This is a genomic window from Mesorhizobium sp. M1169, assembly GCF_040318345.1.
In the GTDB taxonomy this organism is placed as follows: Bacteria; Pseudomonadota; Alphaproteobacteria; order Rhizobiales; family Rhizobiaceae; genus Mesorhizobium.
Window position 1 is genome coordinate 134,958 of sequence record NZ_JAMYME010000003.1, and the last position, 25,978, is coordinate 160,935.

The following is a 25,978-nucleotide window of genomic DNA, read 5'->3' on the forward strand; positions in this document are numbered from 1 at the left end:
AAGCCGTCAAATCGGGCCTCAGACCCTAATCACGCCTCAGACTAAGACCGGGCCGAGCCTGAGGCCAGTAAATAGTCCAGTAACGGAACAAAGCACCGCGGCTGGGCATTAACATTTGGCTTCGGAGGCGGTTCCAATGGCAAGACGACCACCTGAAATAAAGCCGGCCAAGCGAATCCTGTTGCCCTCGCCGGATCTGACCAAGTTCCCGGTATCTGAAAACATCCCGCCTCGCCTGCTCGCGCTCGCGGAACGGTTGCAAGAGGTCCTGGCCCGCCATTTTGCGGAAGTCCGCGCCGACAGCCGTAAATTCCGCAGGAAGAAGGAACAATGAGGTGCGCGACCTGCAAGGCTTGCATATCCTGATCGTCGAGGACGAATGGATGCTGGCGGGCGATCTTGCACGTTACTTCAGCAAGATGGGCGCCGTCGTGCTTGGCCCAGTGGCGACGGTCGAACAGGCATCGAAACATACGGACGAGGCGGAGGCCGCGATCCTGGACGTCAATCTCAACGGACGACGGGTATTCCCGATCGCCGACGAGTTGATGCGCCGTGGCGTGCCGTTCGTGTTTTTCAGCGGCGATGAAGACATCGTTATTCCTGAGCGCCTTCGCTATGCCAGCAGCCTCCGAAAATCCTCGAACGGCCAGGCTGTCTTCGATGCTCTCTTCCCAGCCGAGACGCCTGCAGGCCGAGCGTCGGAGCCCTCGGACGACGTATTTTCGCTGCTGCCCAAGCTCAGGCTCGCGGCGCGCCTGCTGCTGGGAGATGTGGAGGCCTCCGACCGGCTGGTCGAGCGAACGCTCGAACAGGCCATCGGCGAAATCGACAAGAGACGATCCGGCTCCTCCACGGAGGACTGGCTCAACGGCATCATGCGAAACATCGTCAGGGCACGCGGGCCAAACCTGCTGCACTGACCGTGGCCGCTGTTTGCCGCGACCCTACTTCCGGCTGCGTTCGACGAATTTGTTGAAGCGGCTGGTCTTTCCGCCGCTGGTCTCATCCTGGTAGAGGAAGGCCAGTTCGTTCTCATCGAAGATCCTGAAGAACTCGTCCCATTCGACAGGCTCGAACGTCTCTTCAGGCTCGCCGAAGTCGATGCGCAGTATGCCTCCCTCGCCCTTGGTGCGCACCACCGCCGGTCGCCCGTCGCGGTCCTCGGCCCAACGGCGGATTTCGTCGTGATCGGTGGTCGTCTTGGATTCAGACATCGCAATCTCCCTTCGATTCCACCGCAGGCCGCGAGATCTCACGCGTTGCTCCGGTCTGCCCTCACACAACCAGCAGATGCATTGCTGCCCGGCATGTGCGCGCGGTTGGTTGATTATGGCTCCTAACACCAAGCGCGCTTCGATGTTCCCGTGCCCAGCCCAAGGCGGGGTCGCTTTCGGAGCGCAGCGTTCCGGGAACTTTGTTGAAGCAAGGGAACAAACCTTTCGCCCGGAAGTTTGGGGCGGCAAAGCCATTCGTATGAGGAGTTGTCGTGAAACGTATACTGGTCACGGGAGGCTGCGGTTTCATCGGCCGCCACGTCGCCCAGGAACTCGTTGAACATGGCTATGGGGTTTCAATTCTCGATGCGCTGCTGGACCAGGTGCATGGTGGCGAGGCAATCAGCCTGCCGCCAGGCGCCAAACTGATCAAAGGCGACGTTCGCGATCGCGATGCCATCGCAGAGGCGGTCGACGATGTCGACGCGATCATTCACCTGGCGGCTGAAGTGGGTGTCGGACAGTCCATGTACGAGATCGCCCGCTATGTCGGCGCCAACGACCTCGGCACCGCCACGTTGCTGGAATCGCTGATCAAACGCCCGATCGAACGGATCGTCGTTGCTTCGTCGATGAGCGTCTATGGCGAGGGTCTCTATGCGACGCCGGACGGCCGGCGCATCGACAATGCAAGACGGCAGCCGGACGATATCCGCAGCGGCCAATGGAATCCCCTGTCCCCAGAAGGTGAAGTCCTGTCGCCGCTGCCCACCGACGAACAGAAACCGGTCGATCTCGCCTCAATTTACGCGCTGACGAAATACGCCCAGGAACGCGCCGTACTGATCTTCGGCGAAGCCTATGGGGTCGATGCGGTGGCGCTGCGCCTGTTCAATGTCTTCGGCGCCGGACAGGCACTCTCCAACCCGTATACCGGCGTGTTGGCGAACTTCGCCTCGCGCATCGCCAATGGCCAGCGGCCGCTGATCTTCGAAGACGGCGAACAGCAGCGCGATTTCGTGCATGTACGCGACGTCGCCCGCGCCTTCCGGCTGGTGCTGGAACAGCCGCAGGCACGCGGCCACGTCATCAACATCGGCAGCGGGCGGGCCTACGCGGTCAGCGACGTCGCCCGGCTGCTCGCCGAAGCAATGGGCGTGCCTGGCCGCCAGCCGGAAATCCTCGGCAAGGCACGCTCCGGCGATATCCGCAATTGCTTTGCCGACATCTCGAAGGCGCGCGAACTGCTCGGCTTCCAGCCGCAGTACCGGTTGGAGCATTCGCTCGGCGATTTCGTCGCCTGGGTGCGCAACACGGTCGCCATCGATCGCAGCGCCGAGATGAAGCGGGAACTCGAAGCGCGAGGGCTGGTATCATGAGACCGGAGTCACCCGATTTTCGCGAAATGCCCATCGCCATTATCGGCGGCAGCGGCTTCATCGGCTCGAACCTCGCCGACAGCCTGTTGTCGGACGGCGAACCGGTGCTGGTCATCGACAACCTGAGCCGTCCCGGCGTCGAGCAGAACCTGGAATGGCTGACGCAAAAGCACGGCAGCCGCCTGACCATCGAAATCGCCGATATCCGCGACGCAGAGGCGCTTATGCCGCTGGTGGCGCGTTCAAAGGCGGTTTTCCACTTTGCCGCGCAGACCGCCGTCACCACGAGCCTGGTTCGACCGGACGAGGATTTCGACATCAACCTGCGCGGGACGTTCAACGTCCTGGAAGCCGCGCGCCGCGGCGGCAAGCGCATTCCCGTCGTTTTCGCCAGCACCAACAAGGTCTATGGCCGCCTCGCCGACCTCGCCATGGGCGAAGAAGACGGCAGATACGCGCCTCGCGACGCGGCCATCCATGCGCACGGCATCGACGAGACGCGCGGCCTCGATTTCTGCACGCCCTATGGCTGCTCCAAGGGCGCGGCGGACCAGTATGTCCTCGACTACGCCAAGTCATACGACCTGCCGACGGCGGTGCTGCGCATGAGCTGCATCTATGGACCGCGCCAGTTCGGGACGGAGGATCAGGGCTGGGTCGCCCACTTCCTGCTTAGCGCCTTCTCCGACCGGCCGATCACCATCTATGGCGACGGCAAGCAGGTGCGCGACATCCTCCACGTTGCCGATGCGGTCGCGGCCTATCGCGCCGTGCTCGACCGGATCAAGGAAATCAGCGGCCAGGCATTCAATCTCGGCGGCGGACCACAAAACGCCGTCAGCCTGCGCATGCTGCTGAAGGAGATTCGCGACATAACGAAACGGGACGTTTCGATACGTTATGACCGCGAACGCACCGGCGACCAGCCGTTCTTCGTCGCCGACACACGCGCGATCGAGGCGCTGGGATGGAAAGCGCACGTCCCGTGGCAAAACGGCATCCGCGACCTCGCCGACTGGCTGCAGCGTCATCGCCTCGACCCGCATCCCGAACCGGCGAGGTACGTGGCATGAAGGTCGCCCTGGTCAATCCGTCCTGGACGTACCAGGACAGCATCTATTTCGGCTGCCGCCAGCCGCATCTGCCGCTCGAACTCGGCTATTCGAAAGCGCTGCTCGAAGCCACCGGCCACGAGGTGCTGATACTGGACGGGCAGATCCAGAAGCTCGACAACGCCGCGCTCGCCGATCGCGTCGCCGCATTCGAGCCTGGCATGACCGTCGTCAGCACCGCGCCGACCTACCTGTTCTGGCGCTGCGCACCGCCCGAGTTGCGGGTGCCGGCCGATTTCCTCAATCATCTTGCCGGGCGCGGCGGCCGCACCGTCGCTGTCGGGCCGCATGGCTCGGCGACGCCGACGCCGACTTTGCGCAAGCTTGGCGTCGACATTGTCGTGCGCGGCGAATGCGAGGAAGTGGTCGCGGAACTTGCCCGGCGCGACGACTGGAATGCGGTGCCGTCCACGGCCCATTTCGAGGATGGAGAACTGGTCTCGAACGGCGGCGTGCATGCGAGCTCGTTCATCGATCACCCGCCGCTCGAATGGCCATCGGACTGGATTGCCGCCCATTCGCACCACCATCACCGCTTCGACGACAACCAGGTCGGCTTTGGCGCGGAGGTCGAGGCGTCGCGCGGCTGCCCGTATAATTGCAGCTTCTGCGCCAAGATCGATTTCCGCGATGCCTATCGCCGCCGGAACCACGAAGCAGTGATCGCCGAGATCGACCGGCTGATCGCACAGGGTGTCGGCTACATCTACTTCATCGACGAGATCTTCCTGCCGCAAAAGGCATTGCTGGAAGCGCTGGTCGATCGCGATGTGAAGTTCGGCGTGCAGACCCGTATCGACCTCTGGAAGCCGGAATTGCTGAAGCTGCTCGGTGCCGCCGGCTGCGTCTCGATCGAGGCGGGCCTGGAAAGCCTGACGGTGGAAGGCCGCGCCATGCTGGCAAAACGCTGCCGTTTGGGCACCGAGGAGCTGGCCGCGTTGCTGGTCGACGCAAGGCGCCACGTGCCGTTCGTGCAGGCCAATCTGATCGGCGTGGTCGAGGACGATCCCGCGCTCGTCGATTATTGGCGGAAGCACCTGATCGACAACGGCGTTTGGGCCAACGAACCGGTGCCGCTCTATCCTTATCCGAGCTCGCCGAGCTACCGCGAACTTTGGGGCGAGCCGGACGATCTCGCCTGGGAGCGCGCGCATGAACATTACCTCGCATCCTTCCGAACGTTCAGCGACATCCAGGAGAAGCGTCCGCGTCCGCTGGCCGAATTGGAGGCCACATGTTGCGGACGCTGAGCCCGCCGCGTCGCATACTGATGACCGTCGATGCCGTCGGTGGCGTCTGGCGCTATGCGCTCGATCTGGCCAGGCAACTGGTCGCCGGCGGCGACAGCGTCGTGCTTGCCGGGCTTGGTCCGGAACCGTCCAGGCAGCAGGCGGAGGAGGCCCAGTCATTCGCGCCGCTGACCTGGCTCAACACGCCGCCCGACTGGATGACCCGCAACGAGCACGACCTCGATACATTGCAGCAGGAGCTGCACCCGCTCATACGTGACTACGCCGTCGAAATCGTCCATCTCAACGCGCCGACGCAGGCCGCGGGGCTCGATGTGCCATGCCCGGTGATAGCGGTGTCGCATTCCTGCGTGGTGACATGGTTCCACGCCGTCAAGGGACAGGCGGCGGACGGCGAATGGGCCTGGCAGAAGGACCGCAACCGGCGCGGTTTCGACAAAGCAGGCATGGTCGTTGCACCCAGCCGCAGCCATGCCGACATGCTCGAAACCTGCTACGGGCCGATCGCGCGCCTGTGCGTCGTCGGCAACGGCGCACGGCCCGGCGCGAAGAGCGAAAGGCGGGAATCGGTGGTTTTCGCCGCCGCGCGTTGGTGGGACGAAGGAAAGAATGCGGCGGTGCTGGACCAGGCCGCCTCCCTGACGCAATGGCCGGTCTTCGTCGCCGGCTCCTTGCAAGGCCCGGACGGCCAGCATGTTGGCTTCAGTCACGCCATTCCCGTCGGACCGGTGCCGCATGAGGAAGTGCGCTCGCTGATGGCGCGGGCCGGCATTTTCGTATCGCCGTCGCTCTACGAACCGTTCGGTCTGGCCACGCTGGAAGCCGCGATGTCGAAGACGCCTTTGGTGCTCGCCGATATCTCGACCTATCGCGAATTGTGGGACGGCGCGGCCTTATTCTACGACGCGCGCGATCCGGACGATCTCGCCAGATGCATCAACAACCTTTGCAGCGACGCGCAGCGCCGGCGAGAACTCGGTGAGGCAGCCGCCCGCCGAAGCCGCAGATTTTCACTGGCAAGACAGGCGACCGCCATGCGCGGCGTCTACGACAAGGCGGCCCTGGCCACCATGGCGGATAGTTGATCATGCGGTTTTTGTTCTACACCCATTCGATCGTTTCCGACTGGAACCACGGCAACGCACATTTCCTGCGCGGCATCATGCGTGAGCTGGTCGCGCGCGGGCACCAGACGATCGCGCTGGAACCCGCCGACGGCTGGAGCCGGTCGAACCTGGTAGCCGAGAAAGGGTCCTTCGCGATCGAGCGATTCCGGAAGGATTTCCCCGAGTTGATGCCGGTCACCTATGATGCCGCCTTCGACCACGAAGCCTGGATATCCGATGCCGATGTGGTGATCGTGCATGAGTGGACCGAGCCGGACCTTGTTGCGCGGCTGGGCAGGGCGAAAGCAACTGGCGGCCGTTTCACGCTGCTGTTCCACGACACGCACCATCGCGCTATTTCGGCTACGCAAGCGATTTCCGCCTTGCGGCTTGAACATTACGACGGCGTGCTAGCCTTCGGCGAGGCGCTGCGGGAAAGCTATCTTCGCGCCGGATGGGGCAAGCGGGTCTTCACCTGGCACGAGGCAGCCGATGACCACCTGTTCCAGCCGCATCCTGAAATCGAGCGCAGCGCCGACTTGATCTGGATCGGCAATTGGGGCGACGACGAGCGCAGTGCCGAAATCAGAGAGTTCCTGGTCGACCCGGTGCGTGAACTCGGCCTGAGCGGCACCGTCCACGGCGTTCGCTATCCACGGCAAGCGCTCGCCGACCTTGCGGTCGCCGGCCTGCACTACGAAGGCTGGATCGCCAACGCCGACGTGCCGAAGGCGTTTGCAGCAAACCGCATCACAGTGCACATCCCCAGGCGTCCATACCGCGAAAGCCTGCCCGGCATCCCGACCATCCGCATGTTCGAGGCGCTCGCCTGTGGCATTCCGCTCGTTTCGGCGCCGTGGTCCGATGTCGAACGCCTGTTCAGGCCCGGCGTAGATTTTCTGTTTGCAAACAACGGTTCCGAGATGCGGCGTCATCTTCGCGCCGTGCTGCACGACGCGGATCTCGCCGCTTCTCTGGCGACATCGGGCCTCGAGACCATTCGCTTGCGGCACACATGCCGGCACCGGGCGGATGAGCTGTTCGGCGTGCTCGCCGAATGCGGGCACCGCCAAGCCGCCGACACGATCCTTGCAAAGGAGGCCGCCGAATGAAGATCGCATTTTACGGGTCGAGCCTGCTGTCGTCCTATTGGAACGGCGCGGCCACCTATTACCGCGGGCTGCTCAAGGCCCTGGCAAGGCTCGGCTACGACATCACCTTCTACGAGCCGGACGTCTACGATCGCCAGAAGAACCGCGATATCGAGGCGCCGGACTGGTGTGCCGTCGTCGTCTACGAGGCCACTCCGCATGCCATGATGCAGGTGGCGGCGCGAGCGGCGGAGGCAGATATCGTCGTCAAGGCGAGCGGCGTCGGTTTCGCCGACGACGCGCTCCTGCGGGCGGTGCTCGGTCACGCCCGTGCCGATGCGCTCACCGTATTCTGGGATGTCGATGCGCCGGCGACGCTTGGCCAGTTGCGCGACGAGCCCGACCATCCGCTGCATCGCGCGCTGCAGGAAATCGACCTCGTGCTGACCTATGGCGGCGGCGACCCGGTGGTCTGGGCCTATCGGGCAATGGGGGCGGCCGAATGCGTGCCGATCTACAATGCGCTCGATCCGGAAACGCATCATCCGGTCGGCAAGGATATGCGCTTTACCTGCGATCTCGCCTTTCTCGGCAACCGGCTGCCGGACCGCGAGGCGCGCGTCGAGGCCTTCTTCCTCGACCCGGCCAGCCGCTCCGCCGATCAGCGCTTCCTGCTCGGCGGATCGGGCTGGGGCGACAAGCAGATGCCCGCCAATGTCCGATGGCTCGGCCATGTCGGCACGCGTGACCACAATGCATTGAACGTCACGGCCAAGGCGGTGCTGAACATCAGCCGCGACAGCATGGCGGCCAATGGCTTTTCACCTGCGACGCGCGTTTTCGAGGCGGCGGGCGCCGGCGCATGCCTCATCACCGACGCCTGGCTCGGCGTGGACCTGTTCCTGAAACCCGGAGAGGAAATCCTGGTCGCGCGCGATGGCGAGGACGTCGCCGAGATCATGCAAAGCCTTAGTGCCGAACGGGCTAAGGCGATCGGGACATCGGCGCTTCGGCGCGTGCTTGGCGAACATACCTATACGACACGTGCCATTTTGGCCGACGCCATCTTCAGGCGCCATTTCGAGCGTCCGACCGTGGAGGCGGCCGAATGACAAAGCCGCTCGACATCGTCTTTCTTGGCCTGTCGCTCTCCTCATCCTGGGGAAACGGCCACGCCACCACCTTTCGGGGGCTGCTTAAAGGTCTCCACGAACTCGGCCACCGCGTCACTTTTCTCGAACGCGACGTGCCGTGGTACGCAAGTCACCGGGATCTGCGCGATCCCGATTTCTGCGCCTTGCGCTACTATGAAACGATCGATGATCTTCGCCGCAATTTTGCGCGCTGCCTGCGCGATGCCGATATCGTGGTCGTCGGCTCCTTCGTTCCCGAAGGCCCTGAAATCATCGACGTCGTGGCATCGCTGTGCACGGGTCAGTTCTGCTTCTACGACATCGACACGCCGATCACGCTGGCAAAGCTTTCGACCGATGATTGCGAGTACATTGCCAGGCGGCAGGTCCCGTATTTCGACGTCTATTTCTCCTTCACCGGCGGGCCGACGCTTGCCCGTCTGACGGCGGAATTCGGCGCGAGGCGGGCCGAGCCGCTCTACTGCTCCGTCGACCCTGAACGGCATCACGGAACCGGTGATCCAATCCGCTGGGATCTCGGCTATCTCGGCACCTACAGCCCCGACCGCCAGGCGACGCTGGAGACGCTGCTGTTCGAACCGGCGCGTCGCATGCCGGAGCGCCGCTTCGTCGTGGCAGGCTCGCAATATCCGCGCGAAATCGCCTGGCCGGACAATGTGGATCGCATCGAACACCTGCCGCCGGCAGATCACGCCGCCTTTTACAGCCGCCAACGCTACACGTTGAACGTCACGCGCAGTTCCATGATCGCGGCCGGATGGTCGCCCAGCGTGCGCCTCTTCGAGGCAGCCGCCTGCGGTACGGCGATCATCAGCGATAGCTGGGCCGGACTGGACAGCCTGTTTCCAGAGCGGACGATCCACACGGCTCGCAGGACCGAGGACGTAGTCGGTATCCTGTCCGGGGAATCCGACGGCGCCCGGCTTGCCATGGCCAGGCAGGCGCGCGTGCTCATCCTCGCAGCTCACACAAGCATCGCAAGAGCTCGCGAATTCGTTTCGCTGCTGGCGCAGGCCAAATCGCCACGTTCTGTTCTCGATCTGGACGTCGAGAGCGCAGCATGACCCGCAGACGGGAGAAGATAGAGATGCAGCTATCAAGAAAGGCGCAACGGACCAAGACCGTGCTTGTCGCCGGCGGCGCAGGTTTCCTCGGTTCGCATCTTTGCGAGACAATGTTCCAGGCCGGCTGGCGCGTGATCTGCGTCGACAATTTCCTTACCGGCCGCATGGAGAACATAGCATCGATCGCCGATCGTCCGGATTTTCGGCTGATCAAGCAAGACATTTGCCGACCGTTGGAGCTTGGCGAACCGGTTGACCGCATCTTCAACATGGCGTGCGCGGCCTCGCCGCCGCGTTACCAGGCCGACCCGGTCCATACGACGCGGACTTGCGTCATCGGAACGCTCAATCTGCTGGAGCTCGCCGCGCGCAATGGCGCCCGGTTCCTGCAGGCGTCCACCAGCGAAATTTATGGCGATCCCGAACAGCATCCGCAGAAGGAAGACTATGTCGGCCACGTGAACTGCATCGGGCCCCGCGCCTGCTATGACGAAGGCAAGCGCACCGCCGAAACCTTATGCTTCGATTATTTGAGAATGGGAAAGGCCGATATCCGTGTCGCGCGCATCTTCAACACCTATGGTCCCAGGATGGACCCTGCGGACGGACGGATCGTTTCCAATCTGATCATGCAGGCACTCGAGAGACGGCCGCTGACGATATTCGGCGACGGGCTGCAGACCAGGTCGTTCTGCTACGTTTCCGATCTGGTCGACGGCTTGATCCGGTTGATGGAGGTCGATCCCAATCCACGCCAGCCGGTTAATCTGGGCAATCCGGGGGAGTTCACCATCCTGCAACTGGCGAGCCTGGTGAGAGGCATGACCGCAACCAAATCGGGCCTGAAATTCCTGCCGCTGCCGCAAGACGATCCTCGTCGTCGGCAACCCGACATTTCCCGCGCAAGAAAGCTTCTCGGCTGGTCGCCAAAAGTGCCGCTCAGGCAGGGTTTGATGCACACGATCGGCTATTTTGCCGAGCTTGAGACGGCGCAGATGATCGACAGAAGACGTCGAATTGCCGCCACCGTGCGTTCTGCATCAGGCCGGCTGCAAAACCTGCCGGCCTGAGGCGAGGAGCGTCTGGCCGCTGTATGATCGCGCGGTCGTTTCGGATTTGGTCACTTTTTCTCGTCGCGGGAACAACCCGTCCAGCTTCTGGTTCTGCCAAGGTACCGGCATGGAGACGATTGTGCATCCGAAGCGATCCGCCAAAGACATCGAACAAATGGCCGCAAAGGAGACGGCTGCCTTCCTGCGGCGCGCCTCTATCACCTATCTGGAATGTTGTGTGAGCCTGATGATGACGCATCTTCAGCGCGAGGAGGTAGCCGCCATCCTCGAAAAGGAAGCGGATATGCTGCGCCGGCTGGACTGATCCCGCTCGAAGGGCCGCAGGTCGCCTTGGCTTTCCAGGAAACGAAGCAGCGCGGCAGCGTAACGTCTTGCCGCGGCCGCCAGCCGGATCTGTTCCCGATCATCGCCCGATCGCTCAGCCATGCTCCACAAGCCAAGCTGGAAGGCGAGATAGCAGGGCTCGTAGTAGTGGACCAGTTTGGCATCGACGGGACGAGACGTAGTCGCCTCGACAGCTTTGCACAGTGCCGCAGTCGCCGCATCGGAGAGGCTGTACTCGACACGGGCGCCGGCAATGTCCCAGGCGATGTCCTGGCAGCCGATCAGATCGTGCGATCGGCAATGGTCGAGGGCGTCCGTCTTGATCAGCGTTCCGCCGCGCGAAAGGATGAACTCCCACGGATGAAGCCGCCCGTCGATTTCGACCCGCTGCATGGTCTTTGGTGAAGCCTGTTTCGAGAACCAGTTCCGCAGCTCCGCCGCGCGGCTTTCGCCCAGCGCCTCGCTGGTATTCCGCACGGCCATGTCGGCAAGCGCCTCCAGCGAGGCACCCGGCCCGGAGGCGGGCAGATTGGCTGCGCGCCAGGCGAGATAGCGCGCCAGATGAGCGACCATTTTTTGTTTCGAATGCCTTGCCCGCTCCAGCGTTGCACCGTCGCTCCAGCGTTCGACGAGAAAGCCATGGCACAGCCCGGCAATTTCCGGGCCAAAGCCTGCGTCATGCAGCCTCCTGGCAGTCTCGGCCTTGTGCATTCCGATTTCACCGAGGCCGACGAATTTGACCGACCATTTTTCCCGGCCCGCAGAAGCAAGAAACTTTCGCCGCTCGAAGCCGCGGTGGACGGGTGGCCAATGATCCTGCGAGCCATAATGCAAGCGACGCCACTCTCCGGCGGATATTTCCATCAGGCTGACCGCTGTGCGGCCGATCGTCCTGGCCACCCAATCCCGCAGCGCCGGCAGAGCGGATCCCGCGGGGAAAGTCCGTTCGAAATCCGCGGTGTGTTTTTGGCAAACCGTCCATGCCTCACGGATGTCCGCCGATGCCTCGGGACCCGGCCCACCCGAATGGCTGGGGAACAGATGGATGCGCCCGGCATCGATATCCAGCGCTTGCAGCCATGCGACGACGGCGTGAAACGAGCTGCCGGACAGGCCCGGGCCCTCATCGACGACAGCGAAATGGGCCGATGGCCTTGTCCTCCAGCCGCCGATCAGTTCCGGATCGGCGGCAAGCCGCCTGCGAAACGGATGACCGATCGGACGGACACCGACGGGTGCCTGTGCGCCGATGGCTGCAGCCACCATCGCTGCAAGCCCCAGGCCGATGCTGCGGATGCCGATTACGCATGTGTTCGCATCGAGACCCGACTGCCGCGCGGCGACCAAATAGCTTTCCGGATAGAGCGCGTAATGGGCGTAGCCCTCGGCCGTGCCGATGAGGATTTCGCCGTCGCAATCGAGTTCGGCCAGCATTCGCGGCACGTCGGCATCGATCGGGCCGTCGACGGCGAATCCGGCCCTCCACGATCTGCCCACGTCCCGGGCCAAGCCGACCAGGAGATTTGCGCCCGCGATCCGCTGTCGGGAATTCCTGTCCATGCCGTTGGCCTCGAATTCAGCATCGGCAAGGCCCTGGACCAATTCCGAGGTCTTGATGAACAGGCCGACCAGGGCTGCGTGGCGTTCGATCCCGCTGGGCATGTCCGCAATGTGCCCGGCCGCTTCGCAGGCCGAGCTGCGAACATGTCGCGCGCTCTCAATTCGCTTGTGGTCGCCATAGACGATCATTGTCCCGTCCCGGTTGGCCTCACTGCACAACTCGGCGAGCGCTACTTTGATCCACCATCGGTTGCACGATTTTTGCAGCCGGCAAGGAACAATCAGCGAGGCAGGCGGTTTGGCACGAAGAACTTACCTTCAACAGCATAGGCAGCGGTTTCGTGGGATCGAAGAAAGTTCGGATCGGAATAGTCGGCGTCGGCAACTGCGCCTCCTCCCTTGTTCAGGGCATCACCTATTACCGCGACGCAAGAAGCAATGAGCCCATACCCGGGCTGATGCATGCCGATCTTGGCGGCTACCATGTCAAGGACATCGAGGTGGTCTGCGCTTTCGACATCGCCAAGGGCAAGGTCGGACGCGATGTGGCCGACGCGATCTACAGCGCGCCGAACAATACTTTCCGCTTTGCCAATGTAGCGCCTACCGGCGCCCGCGTCGAACGCGGACCGACGCTGGATGGCATCGGCAAATATCTGCGTGACGAGATCGTGGAGGCCGACGAACCCGTCGCCAACATCAGCAAGATCCTCGCCGAAAGCGGCGCCGAAATCCTGGTGTCATATCTGCCTGTCGGTTCGGAGGAGGCAACGCGCTTTTATGCCGAGTGCGCGCTCGAGGCGGGCTGTGCCTTCGTCAACTGCATACCCGTCTTCATCGCCTCGCGGCCGGAGTGGCGCCGGCGCTTCGAGCAGCACGGCCTGCCGCTGATCGGCGACGACATCAAGAGCCAGGTCGGTGCGACGATCGTCCACCGGCTGCTCGCCAACCTGTTCCGCGAGCGCGGCGTGCGCATCGATCGCACCTACCAGCTCAATTTCGGCGGCAACACCGACTTCCTCAACATGCTGGAGCGCGAGCGGCTGGAATCGAAGAAGATCTCAAAGACGCAATCCGTCACCAGCCAGATCGACGTTCCCCTGGAGCCCGGCAACATTCACGTCGGGCCGAGCGACCATGTCCCGTGGCTGACCGATCGCAAGTGGGCCTATATCCGGGTCGAAGGCACGACCTTTGGCGGCGTACCGCTCAATGCCGAGCTCAAGCTGGAAGTGTGGGATTCGCCCAATTCGGCCGGCGTCGTCATCGATGCGGTGCGTTGCGCCAAGCTGGCGCTCGACCGCGGTATCGCGGGCGCGCTGACCGGTCCCTGCAGCTATTTCATGAAATCGCCGCCCGAGCAGTTCACCGACGCGGAAGCGCGCCAGCGCACGCTCTCTTTTATCGCCGGCAAGGACGAGCCGATGCTCGATGCCGCGGAATGACGACGACGTTCTTTCTGGTGCGCCACGCCGCGCACGACAATGTCGGCTGTTATCTTGCCGGAAGGATGGCCGGCGTTTGCCTCGGCGAAGCCGGCAAGGCACAGGCCTCGCATCTGGCAGACCGCATGGCACGTGAGGCGATAGCGGCAATCTTCTGCAGCCCGCGCGAACGCACGCAGGAGACTGCCAATCCGATCGCGCTCGCCTGCAATGCCGGTGAAATCGCGATCCGCGAGGAGATCGATGAGATCGACTTCGGCACCTGGTCGGGGAAGACCTTCGAGGAGCTGAACCAGGATGCCGACTGGCGGGTGTGGAACGACCAGCGTCAGCAGGCGAGAACACCGAGCGGCGAGACCATGCTGGACGTGCAGCAACGCGTCGTCTCATTGATCGAGCAGGTCCGCGGCACCTACCAGAACCAGGGCGTCGCACTGGTCAGCCATGCCGACGTCATCAAGGCCGCCGTGTGCAAGGTGCTCGGCCTGTCGCTGGGGAACTGCTTTCGCTTCGATATCGACCCAGCCTCGATCACCACGGTTGTTTGGGGGGACTGGGGGTCGAAGCTGATCAGACTCAACGAAGCTGCCTGACGAGGAATTGCCGGATGCGCATGGCTATTTTCGGTCTTACCGTGACATCGTCGTGGGGCAATGGGCACGCCACACTGTGGCGCGGATTGATCCGGGCGATGGCCGGGCTGGGCTGGTCCATCACCTTCTTCGAACGCAACACTCCCTATTATGCCGGGACGCGCGACCTCGATCAGTTGGATGGCGGCAGCATTGTCCTTTATCCGGACTGGCAGGACATCCAGAGCGTTGCCGAGCAGGCGATGAGTGAGGCCGATGTCGTCATCGTCACCTCCTATTGCCCCGATGCCGTGAGCGCGTCGCGCCTTGCCCACCAGGCCTGCCGCGGACTGAAGGTGTTCTACGATCTGGACACGCCGGTGACGCTGGCGCGGATCGAACAAGGTGAGCCTCCGGCCTATTTCGGGCCGGAAGGGCTTCGCGATTTCGATCTCGTGCTGAGCTACACGGGAGGAACCGCGATCGACGCATTGAGGTCGATGCTGGGTGCGCGCCACGTCATGCCGCTCTACGGCCATGTCGATCCAGAGCGACACCGGCCGGCTCCGCCCAGGCCGGAGTTTGCCGGCGACCTTTCCTATCTCGGGACCTATGCGGCAGACCGCCAGGCCGGGGTCGAGAGGCTGCTGGTCAGTCCGGCTGCGCGCCTGCCGGAGCGCCGCTTCATCATTGGCGGCGCACAATATCCGCAGGAATTCCCGTGGAGCGACAATATTTTCTTCGTCCGTCACCTGCCGCCCGCCGACCACCCCGCCTTCTTTTCATCATCACGGCTGACTCTGAATGTGACCCGCGAGGCGATGGCAGAAAGGGGCTGGTGCCCATCCGGCCGGCTGTTCGAAGCCGCCGCTTGCGGTGCCGCGATGGTGAGCGACACATGGCCGGGACTGGAGGCCTTTTTCCGGCCCGGCGAAGAGATCGTCGTGGCGAACAGCACCGACGACGTGGTCGCCGCGCTCGACCTGTCCGACGCCGAGCTTGACGCCATCCGCCGCCGAGCGCGCGAGCGGGTGCTGGAGGAACACACCTCGGCACGGCGCGCGAAGGAATTCGACCGCATCCTGTCCGATGCACTGCACGGCTCCACGCATGGCGAGCCGTTGAAGGAGGCAGTTTGATGTTGGGCATCGTGCCCGCAGCCGGACGGGGAAGCCGCATCCAGCCGCTCGGCTTTTCGAAGGAGCTTCTGCCGGTCGGCAGCCGCATCGACGGCAACACCGAGCGGCCTTGCGCGGTCAGCGAATACCTGGTGCGCCGCATGGTGCGCGCGGGGGCCGACAAGATCTGCTTCGTCATCGGCTCGGGTAAGTCGGATATCCTCGAATATTATTCTGCCGGCTATGCCGACGCGACTGCGCTGTTTGTGGTGCAGCCCTCTCCGGTCGGCCTTTGCGACGCCATCTTCCGTGCCGCACCGCTCGTCACAGCCGATGAGACCGTTCTGGTCGGGTTGCCCGATACGATCTGGTTTCCCGAAGACGGCTTCCTGGCCCTCCCGGACGACGGCCTGTCCTTCCTGCTGTTTCCGGTGGACCAGCCGGAGTTCTTCGACGCCGTCGTTGTCGACCAGGACAGCCGGGTGAAGCAAATCCAGGTCAAACAGCAGAATGCCGCGTCGAACTGGATCTGGGGTGCGTTCAAGATGCCCGGCCGCACCCTTCACCAGCTCGCCGCGCTGTGGCGGGAACGGGACCGGTGCGACGAATATATCGGCACGCTGGTCAATGCCTATCTCGCCGCCGGAGGCGATGCCTGCGGCATCAAGGCTGGCACCGCCTATGTCGACGTCGGCACCTTCAACGGCTACCGCACCGCACTTCGCCTGCTTGAAAGCGCCGCCGGTACCAGGGACGATCAAGTCGACATTACGCTGGCCAGCCACCAGCACGTCCCTGTCCTCGCAGGCGAAAGAGGCTAGCCATGCTGCATTCCGATGCCGAAATCCGCCGCCGTATCGATGCGCTCGGCCCATGGTTCCACAATATGGAACTGGCCGGCATCGAAACCGCTCCCGACCATTTCCTTGGCAACTATCCGCTGATCAAATGGCGCAAATTCGCCGACGCCATTCCCGCCGATCTTTCCGGCAAGGCGGTGCTCGACATAGGCTGCAATGCGGGTTTCTATTCGATCGAGATGAAACGCCGCGGCGCCGGCCGCGTGCTTGGCATCGATTTCGATGAGGCTTACCTGGCGCAGGCGCGCTTTGCCGCCGAGGTAGCAGACTGCGACATCGAATTCCGGCAGCTCTCGGTCTACGACGTTGGCGCCCTGCATGAGCGGTTCGACATCGTGCTGTTCATGGGCGTGCTCTACCATTTGCGCCATCCCTTGCTCGCACTCGATCTGATCCGGGAGCACGTCGCCCGGGACCTGATGATCTTCCAGTCGATGCAGCGCGGCAGCACCAACGTGCCGGCGCTCGAGCAGAATTATCATTTCTGGACCCACGACCTGTTCGACCGGCCGGAGTTCCCAAAGCTGCATTTCATCGAGCATCGCTATGCCGACGACCCGACCAACTGGTGGATTCCCAATCGCGCCTGCACCGAAGCCATGCTGCGCAGCGCCGGCTTCGAGATCGTGCTGCAACCGGAGCAGGAGGTCTATTTCTGCCGCACCGGCGACGTGCCGGCCGGCGGCGCCGCCGTCTACCCGTCGAAAGGACAGATAAATGATTGAAGCCGCCATGATCTGGAACGAGCCCAACAACAAATCCCACTGGGATCCCGAGCTCGACCCCGACTGGAGTCGCTTCGCCGCTACGGCAATCCTGGCCGCCGACGCGATCGCGTTGGAGAATCCGGCCTTGACCAAGGTCCTTGGCGGCATCTCGCCGATCGATGCCGGCTTCATGACACGGATGAAGGAATTCGGCGTGCTCGATCATGTCGACGCAGTCGCCGTGCACGGCTTTCCGCTCGACTGGAACCTCTGGCAGATCCACGAATGGCCGCAGAAGATCGGCGAGATTTCGGCTGTCACCGATCTTCCGGTATGGGTCAGCGAGGTCGGCGTGTCGACCTTCGGCGCCGAGGAGGTACAGGTCTGGGGCCTGCGCCGGACCGCGGAATTGCTGATCGGCAACGCACCGCGCATCCAATGGTACAGCCTCTACGACCTGCCGCGCGAGTGGGAAGCGACGACGCGCCATCGCGAGGCGGAAGGCTCGTCTTACTACCGCCATTTCTACATGGGCTTGCTCCGCCAGGACGGCACGCCAAAGCCCGCGCTCGAGGAGTTCCTGCACCACACGCCGGCAATGGGACTGGTGCAGTGGTTCCATTTCGAAGATCACCGGCTGGACGATGCCGTTGCCTGGATGAAACGCCTCGGCGTCACCAATCTGCGCACCGGGCTTTCCTGGGCCGACAGCTTCAGGCCGAACGCACTTGACTGGTTCGACCGGCAGATGGAAGCTTTGGCCGACTTCGACGTGACGGTTACTTTCTGCTTCACGCCGGAACACCGCGGAATGATGCCGCACCACAGCAGTCCGCCGCTGGTGCCGGAGGAATTCGCCGACTTCTGCGCGGCAATGACGCGCCGATATGCCGGCAGCATCGCTGCCCCTTCGGTCGGCAGGCTGCGCGCCTCCGCAGCGTGAGGAGCTTCGGCCCTCCAGCCATGACGCTCACCATCCTCAACGTCGCCTATCCCCTCGCCCCGGTCGGGCCGGATGCGGTCGGTGGTGCCGAGCAGGTGCTGTCGATGCTCGACCAGGCGCTCGTACGGGCCGGACACCGCTCGATCGTGATCGGCTGCCAGGGCTCGAGCGCTGCGGGTGTCCTCATCGAGACGCCGGCCGAACCGGGCGTGCTCGATGAAGCGGCCAAGCGCCGGGCGCAGCGTGCTCATTGCGCCGTAATTGCTACCGCACGCGCTCGCTGGCCAATCGACGTGGTCCATTTGCACGGTATCGATTTCGATGCCTATCTGCCGGGCGACGGGCCGACATTGGTGACCCTGCATTTGCCGCTCGACTGGTATCCGGCCGACGCTCTCAATCCGGCGCGGGAGGATCTGTGGCTGCATGCGGTATCGGCGGCTCAGCAAAGAACCGCACCGCCGGGAGCCAGGCTGATTGGGCCGATTCCCAACGGAGTGGACGTCGACGCGCTGAGCGAGCCGCAGGCCAAACACGACTTTGCGCTCGTGCTCAGCCGCGTCTGCCCGGAAAAGGGCATCCATCTGGCGCTCGACGCAGCCAAGAAGGCCAGCGTGCCGCTGGTCATCGGTGGCAAGGTCTACCCCTATGAAACTCACACAACGTATTTTCGCGACGAGGTCGAACGCCGGCTGGACGACCGGCGCCGCTTCCTTGGTCCGCTCGGCTTTGTCGCCAAGCGGCGCCTGCTGAATACAGCCCGCTGCCTAGTCATCCCGAGCCTTGCCGCGGAGACCAGTTCGCTCGTCGCAATGGAGGCGCTCGCCTGCGGCACCCCCGTGGTGGCCTTCCCGAATGGCGCACTGCCGGATGTGGTCGAGCACGGCAAGACCGGGTATCTGGTCGGGGATGTCGACGAGATGGCCGAAGCCATCGCTGCCGCACCCAGCCTGGACCCCGAGACCTGCCGAGCCGAGGCGCGGCGGCGCTTTTCACTCGACCGCATGGTTTCCTCCTACATGGACGCCTATCGGGCGCTGGCACGGCTCGGCACAGACAGCGGGCAGCTCGCGACGGCGAGGTGAGCAGGACATGCTCCGCAGTGAGATCATCGACGATCCGGCGGACCTCGAAGCCCTCGAGCCGCACTGGTGGGAACTTTGGTCGCGCAGTCCCTCGGCGACGCCGTTCCAGTCTCCCGCATGGTTGCTGCCATGGTGGCGGACATTTGCTCCCGGCGAGCTAGCGACGGTCGCCGTCTGGCGTGGCGACGATCTGGTCGGCCTGGCGCCACTCTATCTGGAACGCCACGACGCCGGCGCGCGATTGCTTCCGCTCGGCATTTCGTTGAGCGACTATCTGGATGTCCTTTGTCTTCCCGAGATGGCCGAACCGGTCGGCGCAGTCATCGGTGGCGCCGTTCTTTCCGTCGGCTGGTCACAGTGGATCTTGCAGGATCTGCCTCCCGGCGGCGCCGGCCTTGCCATCAGGCATGCCGCGCTCGAATCGTGCCAACCCGTCGGTCACGCCGCTTGCCCGGTGCTCGCCCTCGCCGGCGACCAGACGCTTCAAGGCTGCGTTCCGGCACGGCGGAGGCGCCAATTGCGGCGCGCCCACAGGGCCGCGTCGAGACGCGGCAGTGTCTCCATCGAACCCGCTCTGTCCGATCCGCAGACATTCTTGGACCACCTGATCCGCTTTCACCGCGCGCGCTGGGCCGGACACGGCGACGGGGTTCTGTCCGATTCCCGCGTTGAAGCATTCCACCGTCAGGCGCTGCCGCAGCTGGTCGCACAGGTGCTTGCCCGATGCTGGCTTATCACGATCGGTAACGCGATCGTGGGCGCCTATTACGGGTTCCATCATCGTGGCCGCGCTTGCGCTTATCTCGGTGGCTTCGATCCGGCCTATGCCGAGGAAAGTCCCGGCGCGCTGCTCATCGGCCAGGCGATAAGGCAGGCGATCTGCGAAGGCGCGGAAGAGTTCGATTTTCTGCGCGGACAAGAGGCCTACAAGTACAGCTGGGGCGCCGTAGACCGGTGGACGATGCGCAAGATCTGGACGCGGAGCAAAGGGCGATGAGCGCGACGCAGCCAGGATCTCGGCGGTCGACATCAGCAAGGCGGGTGCTGGAGGACTGCATGGCAGACGGTGCCGGCGTCGAAGCCGTCATCGCCAGGCTGGCTCTCCGTTTCGAGACAGGAATCGAAGCCGCAGAACTGGCGAAGATTGCACAAACCACACATTCGGCCGATTCGCGAAAGACGGCAAAACTACAACGGATTGCCGACCTGCTGCAGCGCAGGCCCGAGATCTTCGCCACGCTGCGCAAAACAGGTGGTGCCGTTCGGCACGAGCGTGGGGAGGACGAGACCGACGATGCGGTCGTCAAGCGGCTGGCGGCCGGGTTTGACGCGGCGGCGGCGATCTCCCCGGCGGCGAGCGTCCAGCTGTCATCGCTGGGCAATGAGGAAAAGCTCTCCGCCGCTACGGCTGAGATCGTTGCATGGCTTGAGAGGCGAGGCTTTACCGGCACTGACCGCGACATACTGGATATCGGCTGTGGTATCGGTCGGTTCGAACAGGCGCTCTCCGCTCTGTCGCACCGGATCGTCGGCAGCGATATATCCCCAGCGATGATCTCGATCGCCCGCCGGCGATGCGCCGGGCTCGGCAATGTAGAATTCCGCCCTGCGCGCGGTTTCGATCTTGCCGATTTTTGCGATGCCAGCTTCGACCGCGTGCTGGCCGTCGACAGCTTTCCCTATCTGGTGCTGGCCGGCCTTGCGGAGCGACATTTCGTGGAAATCGCGCGCGTGCTGAAGAGGCCGGGGAAGGCCGCGCTTTTGAATTATTCATATCGCGGCTCGCCGGCGCTGGATCGCGCCGATGTCCATAACTTCGCCAACGCAAATGGCATGCAAGTCCTCGTCGACGGCGAAAAGCCGTTCCGGCACTGGGACGGCGATGCCTTCCTGCTTACCATTTCCGGCGGAACATTGCGGCCCAACGATGGTTCGGATGCCGAACGGGAAAAGCCGCTATTCGACGGTATGAAGGAGGACAAGATGGCGTCCGGAAGCAAGAAGCACATCGGTCGCGGCAGTCACGGCAAAGGCGCTGGCGCTGGCGCGATGACCGATCTTCCCAAGGACAAGATCGGAGAGAACGCCGTTCTGTCCAACAGAGACAAGAAGCAGCACACCAAGGAGCGTGGGCTCGACGGCAATCGGGTCAAGTCCGAGCAGTACCAGGATCATTCAGCGGATCGGCGGCCTGAAGACTGATCGTTGCGGCGGCATATGGCTTGCAGCCGGCGAGCAATTGAAACGCAGCGAGAGCCCAACCGCTGACGAAGCTGTGCAAGGACCGAAGCCGGTCGCATGGATGGCCTGCAAATTCTTGCAAACTCGCACTGTTGCCAGCAGAGTGAGGTGAAGGGACCAACATTTGCCAAGAGAACGCGATGTCTCGCTCAAGGGAAGATTCCGTCAGCACGCGTGCCGATCTGACGATAGACCGGGAAATCGCTTCCTTGCTTGCGGCCATCGAACAGGAAAGGGTTCCTGACCGGCTGACCAAACTTGCGATCGAGTTGCAGCATGCGCTTGTCGAAAGGCGCTTGCGAGACCAGCAACTAACGTGACGTGTATTAGCGGCGCCTCTCGGCTTCGAAGTCCAGTTGTCCTTCTGACAGATAGCTGCGCCTTTCCATCAGGGTTTGCGAGGAGCTTTCGCCAAGGTATTCCAGCACGCCGGCGCGTGCCCTGTTGAGCCGGCTCTTCACGGTTCCCACCGCGCAACCGCATATTTCGGCCGTTTCCTCATAGCTGACGCCCAGAACGCCTATCAACATCAGAACCTCGCGCTGGTGCTCAGGAAGGCTCTGGATGGCCTGGTGGACCTCCTTGCCCTGCACGGACCATTCCTGCGTCGCTTCCGAGATCGGCCGCAGCGAGGCGCAGTCGAGCAGGCCGGGCGCTTCCCTCACCGCGGCCCTGACACGCGTGTAGTAGGTGTTGCGCATGATCGTGAAAAGCCATGACTTCATGCGCGTTCCAGCTTCGAACTTGTCAATGTTAGCCAAGCCCTTGGTCAGCGTCTCCTGGACCAGGTCGTCGGCATCATCGGGGGTGCGGCAGAAGGTGCGGGCGAAAGCCCTCAAAGCGGGTATGAGGTCGACGATGGAAACTTCTTCGGTTTCGCGAGTCGCCAAGGCGTAGGCTGTAGGTGGCAATGGTCCAGCTCCCGTCCAGAATGAGTTCGTGAGCGCAGACCAGTTAAATGCATTGGGCGAAAGATCGTTCCGGTTGGCGAAAGCACCCGGCTCCAGAAACCGGAGAGGACTTGGCTGAGCAATCCCGGCCGACGGCGATATTTTTGACGGAACAACCATCGGGATCGCGGAGTTCAAAATCAAGGTCGTCCGACAAATTCGGGCGCCGACATTTGGCGCGTCGAAATGCGATCTCGCAGCGAGCCTTGGCTGCGACCTCAAGGGCGGCCCGCCACCTCAAGAAACAGGAGGAGTCCATGACAGGAAACAAGCACGCCAAAGGCAAAACGCCGGCCGATAGCGATCTTGCCAACGATCCCGGCATCGGCAGTTCCAGGGGCACGATCAAGGAGGGCGACCGGCTCGATCAGGGCAACAATACGTTCGAAGGCGATGTCGAGAACGACACCACGCCGCAAGGCGGTATCAATCCCCGGCAGAAGATGCGGACCAACAAGTGACCGGCTGCGCAGATCGAACAAACCTGCTGCAACCCGTGCAGCAATCCCGCGTTAAAGAGCATGAGCCTCGTGTCCGCCCCGGACGTTGATGCGACAGGCTTTTTCGCGGAGACACAGATGACAAAAAAATCGTTTGGCCGCCCCGTTCCAATTCTCGTCGGCCTTGGTTTCCCTCGCCATATCGAGAATATCTGGCAGGCCTATGACGTCTTAAACGAATGGCCGAGCCGCGGTCCGGCGCACAAGGCGGCGTTCGACGCCTGTCGCGCCGGGCTGGCTGACGAGGTCGACGTCGAGACGGTGCGCGCGGCGTTCGATACGTTCGCCCGCAAGGCGGGCATTCTGGCCTACGATATCGCAGCCGAAACACCAGCACGCCCCACATCAGCTGCGAAGGCCCACGACGTTTGGCCGAAACGCCCATCGGACGGCCGTGTAGACCCTGAAGACGCCCAGCTTGCTTGAAGCGGCCACCTTGGTTGAACCGGGAGGAATACGGTGCTGAGAACAGAGTTCGATACCCCTGTTTGCATCTATTTCGGCAAGCCTGGGCGATCGCGATTGGTCAGTTCCGTTTTCGAAGCAGTACATTGCCTGAAAAGCGAGAAATGGCCGGCGCGCAATGCTCCGCTGGCGCTGGCCGCCGCTGATGTATTGAATGGCGCCCGGACCGGTGAAATTACGGCCGCCAAAGCGCGGCAAGCATTTGTCGACGCCGCTTGGGAGGCGAACATTCTTGCCGAAGGCGAGCCGCATGACGCGCGTGGCCTGACAGCCTTCATGTCGGACAGCGGGTGAACCGGCACGCTGCTTCCCGGCAGTTCCGTCCAAAGCTTGGTTTATCGCGAATGATTGGCGTTCTCGGCCTTTTTCTCGCGCTGCTGCCTGAGGACCTCGTCGGTTCCGACCAGCTTCTTCGATCCGCCGGGAATCGCGGTGGACACAACAGCCGGTGGGTCGCTTGCCGGGAAAGAATCCTCCAGACCCGCCTGCAACTGGTCTTCCAGCGTTTGCGGCTCTTCAGACCGGCCGGGGGTCCTTCGGGTATCTACGTTCTCCAGTGGCTGCTTCATGTCCGGTGAAGACTTGACCTCTCGAATCCAGCCGTAGAGCTGTTCGATGGCAAATTCCTTCATCGCATCAAAATCGGCTTTTTCGTCACGCGATGCCTCGATTTGGTCGACCATCGTCTTCTCGAACCGGTCGAGATTATCGTTTCCGCAGGCCCGGCAGAGACGCACCAGCGCCTCGCGCAGTATGAGTGGCGCAAAATGCGCCGTCGCCTCAAGCCTGAGCTGCTGCAAACGCTCCGGGGTAGCGGCTTGGAACTTCGACATGTTCGACCTCTCGCCTTGTGGAGCATGTCAACGAAAATTGTCGGCGGATGTTCCATCGGCGGTGGCCGGTGCATCGCTTGATCCTCAGCGGTGCGCGCCACCGATTGCCATGCGGATACCGAGACAGACGACGAAGCAGCCTGCCACGCGCTGCTGCCAGAGCCTTACCTTCGGGCGTTTCATGACCCAGGTCCCGAGCGTGCCGGATGCGAGTGCATATGTGCCCAGCACCAGCACACCGGTCATTTTCTGGGTGCCACCGAGCAGCAGCAATTGCAGCGTGACCGATCCGCGAGCAGGATCGACGAACTGCGGAAGGAATGCCACCATAAAGGTTATCGGCCAGGGATTTATCAGATTGGCGATCATTCCTTCGCGTGCGGCCATAAGCGGTCCGACATTGCGCGGCTGCTCGACGGCGACGCTGGCTGACGGCAACAGCATCAGACGCGATCCAAGCCAAACGAGATAGGCTGCACCCGCCCAGCGAAGCATGGCAAAGGCAAACGGCGATGCCTGGAGCAGCGACGATATGCCGAGGGCAAGGAGTGGCAACTGGACCATACCGGCGCCGAGAGTCATTCCCAGGACGGTGAACAGGGCAACATCACGGCCCTGCCCGATGCCGCGCGAAATCACCAGCAGACTGTCAGGCCCCGGCGGCATCTGCATCAGGATGACCGTTCCGAGAAAAGCCAACCACGAAGCGGGATCCATGCCGCTACTTCGCCCCGGTTTCGTAAGATGCCTTTGCGCCGTCCTTCAACCGGCCGGCATCCCGCATCATCTTGAGCGCTTCGTCCCTCGTCAGGCCGCACCTGCGGGCAAAAAAATCGATCTCATAGGCCAACTCGGCCGACAGGTCGTGTTTGGCATGCATTTTTCGCTGGTGTTTGCGTGCGCCCATCGAGACTCGGTCCCGGATACGTTAGTCCTCCCGAACTCACATCGGATCAGCCGGTTCCCTACTGCCTGACCAATCCGCTTTCCGCAGGTTTTCTCACCCGCTGTCTGGCTGGCCCACCCTATCCTTGAGTTCGTTCAGGAACGCGAGCAGCGCGTCCTCAGGATCGTCGGCCTCTTCGGTCAGCATATCGATGCCCCAGCGGCCGAGGACAGCCTCCTGGACGATGCTCGGCTGCGACATGAAGATGAAGGATTTCGGGCGATTCTTGTCATAGCCGGAGCGGCGCCAGGTCTGCCAAAGCCGGTGCAGCAGCAGACGGATGTTCATGTCGGACATGCTGTAGCCGATGAACAGGATGGTGCGCCCGAGCGCGTCGGCCCGAAATTTCACGTCGAGCGGCGAATCGAACGAAAGCCGGTCGAAATAGTCGGTCTCCGCCAGGACCAAAGATTTGTCGTCGTCGAAATCGCCGTGGAATTTGATGATCTGCGTCACCTCGCCAGTGGCCTTGGGCAAATCCTTCGCATTGGCCACTTTCACAAAGGGCCGGCTATGGATCTCGAAGGCAACTTCGAGATTTCGGTCGTAGTTTGTCGTGTAGATGATCGGAAAATCGAGCGATACGATGAGCTTGTGGATTGCCGACCGCTGCACTTCTTCCCGCGAGACGCTCCACTCACGATCCATCCAACTGCGCAAAGGGCCGAGGCTCCCCTGCTTGAGCCGGTAGTATTCGGCAAGCGCCTGATAGCTGGCCTCCGGCGCACCGATCGTATCCTCGTCCAGACCGAGCTCTTTTTGCATGTGTTCGATGAGCTTTTGCCAGGACGGCAAGCCGACGCTCATCGACACCCCGGCTCCAACGAACAAGATCGCTCGCCGCTCTTTTACCGATTGAGCCAGTTGCTCGACTGCATTCAGCATTCGACACAACTGCGAAAAGCGCCGCTCCGTTCCAGCCGAACCCGGACCACCGGGAATAGATTTACTTCCGACTTGAGCGCTAACATTCGGATCGGCTG

The 25,978-nt window shown here is 62.8% G+C and carries 31 protein-coding genes and 1 pseudogene; 24 read left to right on the forward strand and 8 right to left on the reverse strand.

All coding sequences use genetic code 11. The features are described from left to right. Positions 1-136 precede the first annotated feature (136 nt). Positions 137-334, forward strand: coding sequence for a hypothetical protein (locus NKH41_RS04160; RefSeq protein WP_352502190.1), 198 nt, complete (start codon positions 137-139; stop codon positions 332-334). 1 nt (position 335) lies between these two features. Then, positions 336-923, forward strand: a complete 588-nt coding sequence (locus NKH41_RS04165) for a response regulator (RefSeq protein ID WP_352768328.1) — start codon at positions 336-338, stop codon at positions 921-923. A gap of 24 nt (positions 924-947) precedes the next feature. On the opposite strand, the gene NKH41_RS04170 is transcribed toward NKH41_RS04165, so the two are convergent. Then, a complete protein-coding gene (locus NKH41_RS04170; protein WP_352467978.1) occupies positions 948-1,217 on the reverse strand; it encodes a hypothetical protein in 270 nt (89 codons plus the stop codon). A 272-nt stretch (positions 1,218-1,489) separates the two neighbouring features. On the opposite strand from NKH41_RS04170, the gene NKH41_RS04175 reads away from it, so the two are divergent. From NKH41_RS04175 to NKH41_RS04215, 9 genes are all read left to right on the forward strand, one after another. Next, the gene (locus tag NKH41_RS04175; protein ID WP_352768325.1) at positions 1,490-2,596 is read left to right on the forward strand and encodes an NAD-dependent epimerase/dehydratase family protein; all 1,107 of its coding nucleotides are present in this window, start codon (positions 1,490-1,492) and stop codon (positions 2,594-2,596) included. After that, a complete protein-coding gene (locus tag NKH41_RS04180) occupies positions 2,593-3,669 on the forward strand; it encodes an NAD-dependent epimerase/dehydratase family protein (protein ID WP_352768322.1) in 1,077 nt (358 codons plus the stop codon). Before NKH41_RS04175 ends, NKH41_RS04180 begins: the two co-directional genes overlap by 4 nt. After that, a complete protein-coding gene (locus NKH41_RS04185) occupies positions 3,666-4,958 on the forward strand; it encodes a TIGR04295 family B12-binding domain-containing radical SAM protein (protein WP_352768319.1) in 1,293 nt (430 codons plus the stop codon). Before NKH41_RS04180 ends, NKH41_RS04185 begins: the two co-directional genes overlap by 4 nt. Then, on the forward strand, positions 4,943-6,043 hold the full coding sequence (locus NKH41_RS04190; protein ID WP_352768317.1) for a glycosyltransferase family 4 protein: 1,101 nt from the start codon (positions 4,943-4,945) through the stop codon (positions 6,041-6,043). Before NKH41_RS04185 ends, NKH41_RS04190 begins: the two co-directional genes overlap by 16 nt. 2 nt (positions 6,044-6,045) lie before the next feature. Beyond that, on the forward strand, positions 6,046-7,176 hold the full coding sequence (locus NKH41_RS04195) for a CgeB family protein (protein WP_352768314.1): 1,131 nt from the start codon (positions 6,046-6,048) through the stop codon (positions 7,174-7,176). Further along, positions 7,173-8,267: a CgeB family protein gene (locus NKH41_RS04200; RefSeq protein WP_352768311.1), complete on the forward strand. Its 1,095-nt coding sequence runs from the start codon at positions 7,173-7,175 to the stop codon at positions 8,265-8,267. Before NKH41_RS04195 ends, NKH41_RS04200 begins: the two co-directional genes overlap by 4 nt. Then, on the forward strand, positions 8,264-9,373 hold the full coding sequence (locus NKH41_RS04205) for a CgeB family protein (protein WP_352768308.1): 1,110 nt from the start codon (positions 8,264-8,266) through the stop codon (positions 9,371-9,373). Before NKH41_RS04200 ends, NKH41_RS04205 begins: the two co-directional genes overlap by 4 nt. A 23-nt stretch (positions 9,374-9,396) precedes the next feature. Beyond that, positions 9,397-10,443 carry a UDP-glucuronic acid decarboxylase family protein gene (locus tag NKH41_RS04210; RefSeq protein ID WP_352472879.1) on the forward strand — a complete coding sequence of 349 codons (1,047 nt, stop codon included), beginning with the start codon at positions 9,397-9,399 and terminating at the stop codon, positions 10,441-10,443. Between the two features lie 109 nt (positions 10,444-10,552). After that, the gene (locus tag NKH41_RS04215) at positions 10,553-10,750 is read left to right on the forward strand and encodes a hypothetical protein (protein ID WP_023676132.1); all 198 of its coding nucleotides are present in this window, start codon (positions 10,553-10,555) and stop codon (positions 10,748-10,750) included. Here NKH41_RS04215 and NKH41_RS04220 read toward each other — a convergent pair. After that, positions 10,687-12,432 carry a hypothetical protein gene (locus NKH41_RS04220; RefSeq protein WP_352768304.1) on the reverse strand — a complete coding sequence of 582 codons (1,746 nt, stop codon included), beginning with the start codon at positions 12,430-12,432 and terminating at the stop codon, positions 10,687-10,689. The two genes, NKH41_RS04215 and NKH41_RS04220, sit on opposite strands and share 64 nt — an antisense overlap. 239 nt (positions 12,433-12,671) lie before the next feature. On the opposite strand from NKH41_RS04220, the gene NKH41_RS04225 reads away from it, so the two are divergent. From NKH41_RS04225 to NKH41_RS04270, 10 genes and pseudogenes are all read left to right on the forward strand, one after another. Next, positions 12,672-13,775, forward strand: a complete 1,104-nt coding sequence (locus NKH41_RS04225) for an inositol-3-phosphate synthase (protein WP_352768301.1) — start codon at positions 12,672-12,674, stop codon at positions 13,773-13,775. Further along, the gene (locus NKH41_RS04230; protein WP_352472876.1) at positions 13,772-14,368 is read left to right on the forward strand and encodes a histidine phosphatase family protein; all 597 of its coding nucleotides are present in this window, start codon (positions 13,772-13,774) and stop codon (positions 14,366-14,368) included. The genes NKH41_RS04225 and NKH41_RS04230 overlap by 4 nt, the downstream gene beginning before the upstream one ends. A gap of 14 nt (positions 14,369-14,382) precedes the next feature. Further along, a complete protein-coding gene (locus NKH41_RS04235) occupies positions 14,383-15,486 on the forward strand; it encodes a CgeB family protein (protein ID WP_352472875.1) in 1,104 nt (367 codons plus the stop codon). After that, positions 15,486-16,286: a nucleotidyltransferase family protein gene (locus NKH41_RS04240; protein ID WP_352768297.1), complete on the forward strand. Its 801-nt coding sequence runs from the start codon at positions 15,486-15,488 to the stop codon at positions 16,284-16,286. The genes NKH41_RS04235 and NKH41_RS04240 overlap by 1 nt, the downstream gene beginning before the upstream one ends. Before the next feature lie 2 nt (positions 16,287-16,288). After that, positions 16,289-17,050, forward strand: a complete 762-nt coding sequence (locus tag NKH41_RS04245) for a TIGR04290 family methyltransferase (protein ID WP_352768295.1) — start codon at positions 16,289-16,291, stop codon at positions 17,048-17,050. Beyond that, positions 17,043-17,975: a glycoside hydrolase 5 family protein gene (locus tag NKH41_RS04250; protein ID WP_352768292.1), complete on the forward strand. Its 933-nt coding sequence runs from the start codon at positions 17,043-17,045 to the stop codon at positions 17,973-17,975. The genes NKH41_RS04245 and NKH41_RS04250 overlap by 8 nt, the downstream gene beginning before the upstream one ends. Before the next feature lie 20 nt (positions 17,976-17,995). Further along, on the forward strand, positions 17,996-19,060 hold the full coding sequence (locus tag NKH41_RS04255) for a glycosyltransferase (protein WP_352932144.1): 1,065 nt from the start codon (positions 17,996-17,998) through the stop codon (positions 19,058-19,060). 7 nt (positions 19,061-19,067) lie between these two features. Further along, a complete protein-coding gene (locus NKH41_RS04260; RefSeq protein ID WP_352768287.1) occupies positions 19,068-20,057 on the forward strand; it encodes a GNAT family N-acetyltransferase in 990 nt (329 codons plus the stop codon). A gap of 59 nt (positions 20,058-20,116) precedes the next feature. Continuing rightward, positions 20,117-20,821: pseudogene (locus tag NKH41_RS04265) on the forward strand (class I SAM-dependent methyltransferase); the annotation flags it as partial. Positions 20,822-21,043: 222 nt separating this feature from the next. Further along, a complete protein-coding gene (locus NKH41_RS04270) occupies positions 21,044-21,262 on the forward strand; it encodes a hypothetical protein (protein WP_023676213.1) in 219 nt (72 codons plus the stop codon). 188 nt (positions 21,263-21,450) lie between these two features. On the opposite strand, the gene NKH41_RS04275 is transcribed toward NKH41_RS04270, so the two are convergent. Then, a complete protein-coding gene (locus tag NKH41_RS04275) occupies positions 21,451-21,579 on the reverse strand; it encodes a hypothetical protein (protein ID WP_280952093.1) in 129 nt (42 codons plus the stop codon). Positions 21,580-21,627: 48 nt separating this feature from the next. Further along, the gene (locus NKH41_RS04280; RefSeq protein WP_352488584.1) at positions 21,628-22,191 is read right to left on the reverse strand and encodes a sigma-70 family RNA polymerase sigma factor; all 564 of its coding nucleotides are present in this window, start codon (positions 22,189-22,191) and stop codon (positions 21,628-21,630) included. A 317-nt stretch (positions 22,192-22,508) separates the two neighbouring features. On the opposite strand from NKH41_RS04280, the gene NKH41_RS04285 reads away from it, so the two are divergent. The 3 genes from NKH41_RS04285 to NKH41_RS04295 all read left to right on the forward strand — a co-directional run bounded on the left by NKH41_RS04285 (position 22,509) and on the right by NKH41_RS04295 (position 23,510). After that, on the forward strand, positions 22,509-22,712 hold the full coding sequence (locus NKH41_RS04285) for a hypothetical protein (RefSeq protein WP_292657608.1): 204 nt from the start codon (positions 22,509-22,511) through the stop codon (positions 22,710-22,712). Between the two features lie 117 nt (positions 22,713-22,829). Further along, positions 22,830-23,177 carry a DUF982 domain-containing protein gene (locus NKH41_RS04290; RefSeq protein WP_352768284.1) on the forward strand — a complete coding sequence of 116 codons (348 nt, stop codon included), beginning with the start codon at positions 22,830-22,832 and terminating at the stop codon, positions 23,175-23,177. A gap of 33 nt (positions 23,178-23,210) precedes the next feature. After that, a complete protein-coding gene (locus NKH41_RS04295) occupies positions 23,211-23,510 on the forward strand; it encodes a DUF982 domain-containing protein (RefSeq protein ID WP_352768282.1) in 300 nt (99 codons plus the stop codon). Between the two features lie 41 nt (positions 23,511-23,551). Here NKH41_RS04295 and NKH41_RS04300 read toward each other — a convergent pair whose 3' ends face one another. The 4 genes from NKH41_RS04300 to NKH41_RS04315 form a co-directional block, all read right to left on the reverse strand. Beyond that, positions 23,552-24,049: a hypothetical protein gene (locus NKH41_RS04300; protein WP_352768279.1), complete on the reverse strand. Its 498-nt coding sequence runs from the start codon at positions 24,047-24,049 to the stop codon at positions 23,552-23,554. An 84-nt stretch (positions 24,050-24,133) separates the two neighbouring features. Beyond that, positions 24,134-24,766, reverse strand: coding sequence for a LysE family translocator (locus NKH41_RS04305; RefSeq protein WP_352768277.1), 633 nt, complete (start codon positions 24,764-24,766; stop codon positions 24,134-24,136). A 4-nt stretch (positions 24,767-24,770) separates the two neighbouring features. Further along, entirely contained in the window at positions 24,771-24,956 is a 186-nt protein-coding gene (locus tag NKH41_RS04310) for a hypothetical protein (protein ID WP_352768274.1), read from the reverse strand. 93 nt (positions 24,957-25,049) lie between these two features. After that, positions 25,050-25,880 carry an SIR2 family NAD-dependent protein deacylase gene (locus NKH41_RS04315; RefSeq protein ID WP_352768501.1) on the reverse strand — a complete coding sequence of 277 codons (831 nt, stop codon included), beginning with the start codon at positions 25,878-25,880 and terminating at the stop codon, positions 25,050-25,052. Positions 25,881-25,978: the final 98 nt, after the last annotated feature.

Excerpts from the sequence above, each read along its gene's own strand:
- NKH41_RS04310 (WP_352768274.1), bottom strand. The coding sequence starts at position 24,956 with ATGGGCGCACGCAAACACCAGCGAAAAATGCATGCCAAACACGACCTG.
- NKH41_RS04315 (WP_352768501.1), bottom strand. The coding sequence starts at position 25,880 with ATGCTGAATGCAGTCGAGCAACTGGCTCAATCGGTAAAAGAGCGGCGA.
- NKH41_RS04220 (WP_352768304.1), bottom strand. The coding sequence starts at position 12,432 with ATGCCCAGCGGGATCGAACGCCACGCAGCCCTGGTCGGCCTGTTCATC.
- NKH41_RS04290 (WP_352768284.1), top strand. The coding sequence starts at position 22,830 with ATGACAAAAAAATCGTTTGGCCGCCCCGTTCCAATTCTCGTCGGCCTT.
- NKH41_RS04305 (WP_352768277.1), bottom strand. The coding sequence starts at position 24,766 with ATGGATCCCGCTTCGTGGTTGGCTTTTCTCGGAACGGTCATCCTGATG.
- NKH41_RS04215 (WP_023676132.1), top strand. The coding sequence starts at position 10,553 with ATGGAGACGATTGTGCATCCGAAGCGATCCGCCAAAGACATCGAACAA.
- NKH41_RS04285 (WP_292657608.1), top strand. The coding sequence starts at position 22,509 with ATGACAGGAAACAAGCACGCCAAAGGCAAAACGCCGGCCGATAGCGAT.
- NKH41_RS04245 (WP_352768295.1), top strand. The coding sequence starts at position 16,289 with ATGCTGCATTCCGATGCCGAAATCCGCCGCCGTATCGATGCGCTCGGC.
- NKH41_RS04200 (WP_352768311.1), top strand. The coding sequence starts at position 7,173 with ATGAAGATCGCATTTTACGGGTCGAGCCTGCTGTCGTCCTATTGGAAC.
- NKH41_RS04160 (WP_352502190.1), top strand. The coding sequence starts at position 137 with ATGGCAAGACGACCACCTGAAATAAAGCCGGCCAAGCGAATCCTGTTG.
- NKH41_RS04270 (WP_023676213.1), top strand. The coding sequence starts at position 21,044 with ATGGCGTCCGGAAGCAAGAAGCACATCGGTCGCGGCAGTCACGGCAAA.
- NKH41_RS04255 (WP_352932144.1), top strand. The coding sequence starts at position 17,996 with ATGACGCTCACCATCCTCAACGTCGCCTATCCCCTCGCCCCGGTCGGG.
- NKH41_RS04210 (WP_352472879.1), top strand. The coding sequence starts at position 9,397 with ATGCAGCTATCAAGAAAGGCGCAACGGACCAAGACCGTGCTTGTCGCC.
- NKH41_RS04250 (WP_352768292.1), top strand. The coding sequence starts at position 17,043 with ATGATTGAAGCCGCCATGATCTGGAACGAGCCCAACAACAAATCCCAC.
- NKH41_RS04260 (WP_352768287.1), top strand. The coding sequence starts at position 19,068 with ATGCTCCGCAGTGAGATCATCGACGATCCGGCGGACCTCGAAGCCCTC.
- NKH41_RS04185 (WP_352768319.1), top strand. The coding sequence starts at position 3,666 with ATGAAGGTCGCCCTGGTCAATCCGTCCTGGACGTACCAGGACAGCATC.
- NKH41_RS04300 (WP_352768279.1), bottom strand. The coding sequence starts at position 24,049 with ATGTCGAAGTTCCAAGCCGCTACCCCGGAGCGTTTGCAGCAGCTCAGG.
- NKH41_RS04235 (WP_352472875.1), top strand. The coding sequence starts at position 14,383 with ATGCGCATGGCTATTTTCGGTCTTACCGTGACATCGTCGTGGGGCAAT.
- NKH41_RS04170 (WP_352467978.1), bottom strand. The coding sequence starts at position 1,217 with ATGTCTGAATCCAAGACGACCACCGATCACGACGAAATCCGCCGTTGG.
- NKH41_RS04275 (WP_280952093.1), bottom strand. The coding sequence starts at position 21,579 with ATGCTGCAACTCGATCGCAAGTTTGGTCAGCCGGTCAGGAACCCTTTC.
- NKH41_RS04230 (WP_352472876.1), top strand. The coding sequence starts at position 13,772 with ATGACGACGACGTTCTTTCTGGTGCGCCACGCCGCGCACGACAATGTC.
- NKH41_RS04190 (WP_352768317.1), top strand. The coding sequence starts at position 4,943 with ATGTTGCGGACGCTGAGCCCGCCGCGTCGCATACTGATGACCGTCGAT.
- NKH41_RS04180 (WP_352768322.1), top strand. The coding sequence starts at position 2,593 with ATGAGACCGGAGTCACCCGATTTTCGCGAAATGCCCATCGCCATTATC.
- NKH41_RS04195 (WP_352768314.1), top strand. The coding sequence starts at position 6,046 with ATGCGGTTTTTGTTCTACACCCATTCGATCGTTTCCGACTGGAACCAC.
- NKH41_RS04205 (WP_352768308.1), top strand. The coding sequence starts at position 8,264 with ATGACAAAGCCGCTCGACATCGTCTTTCTTGGCCTGTCGCTCTCCTCA.
- NKH41_RS04240 (WP_352768297.1), top strand. The coding sequence starts at position 15,486 with ATGTTGGGCATCGTGCCCGCAGCCGGACGGGGAAGCCGCATCCAGCCG.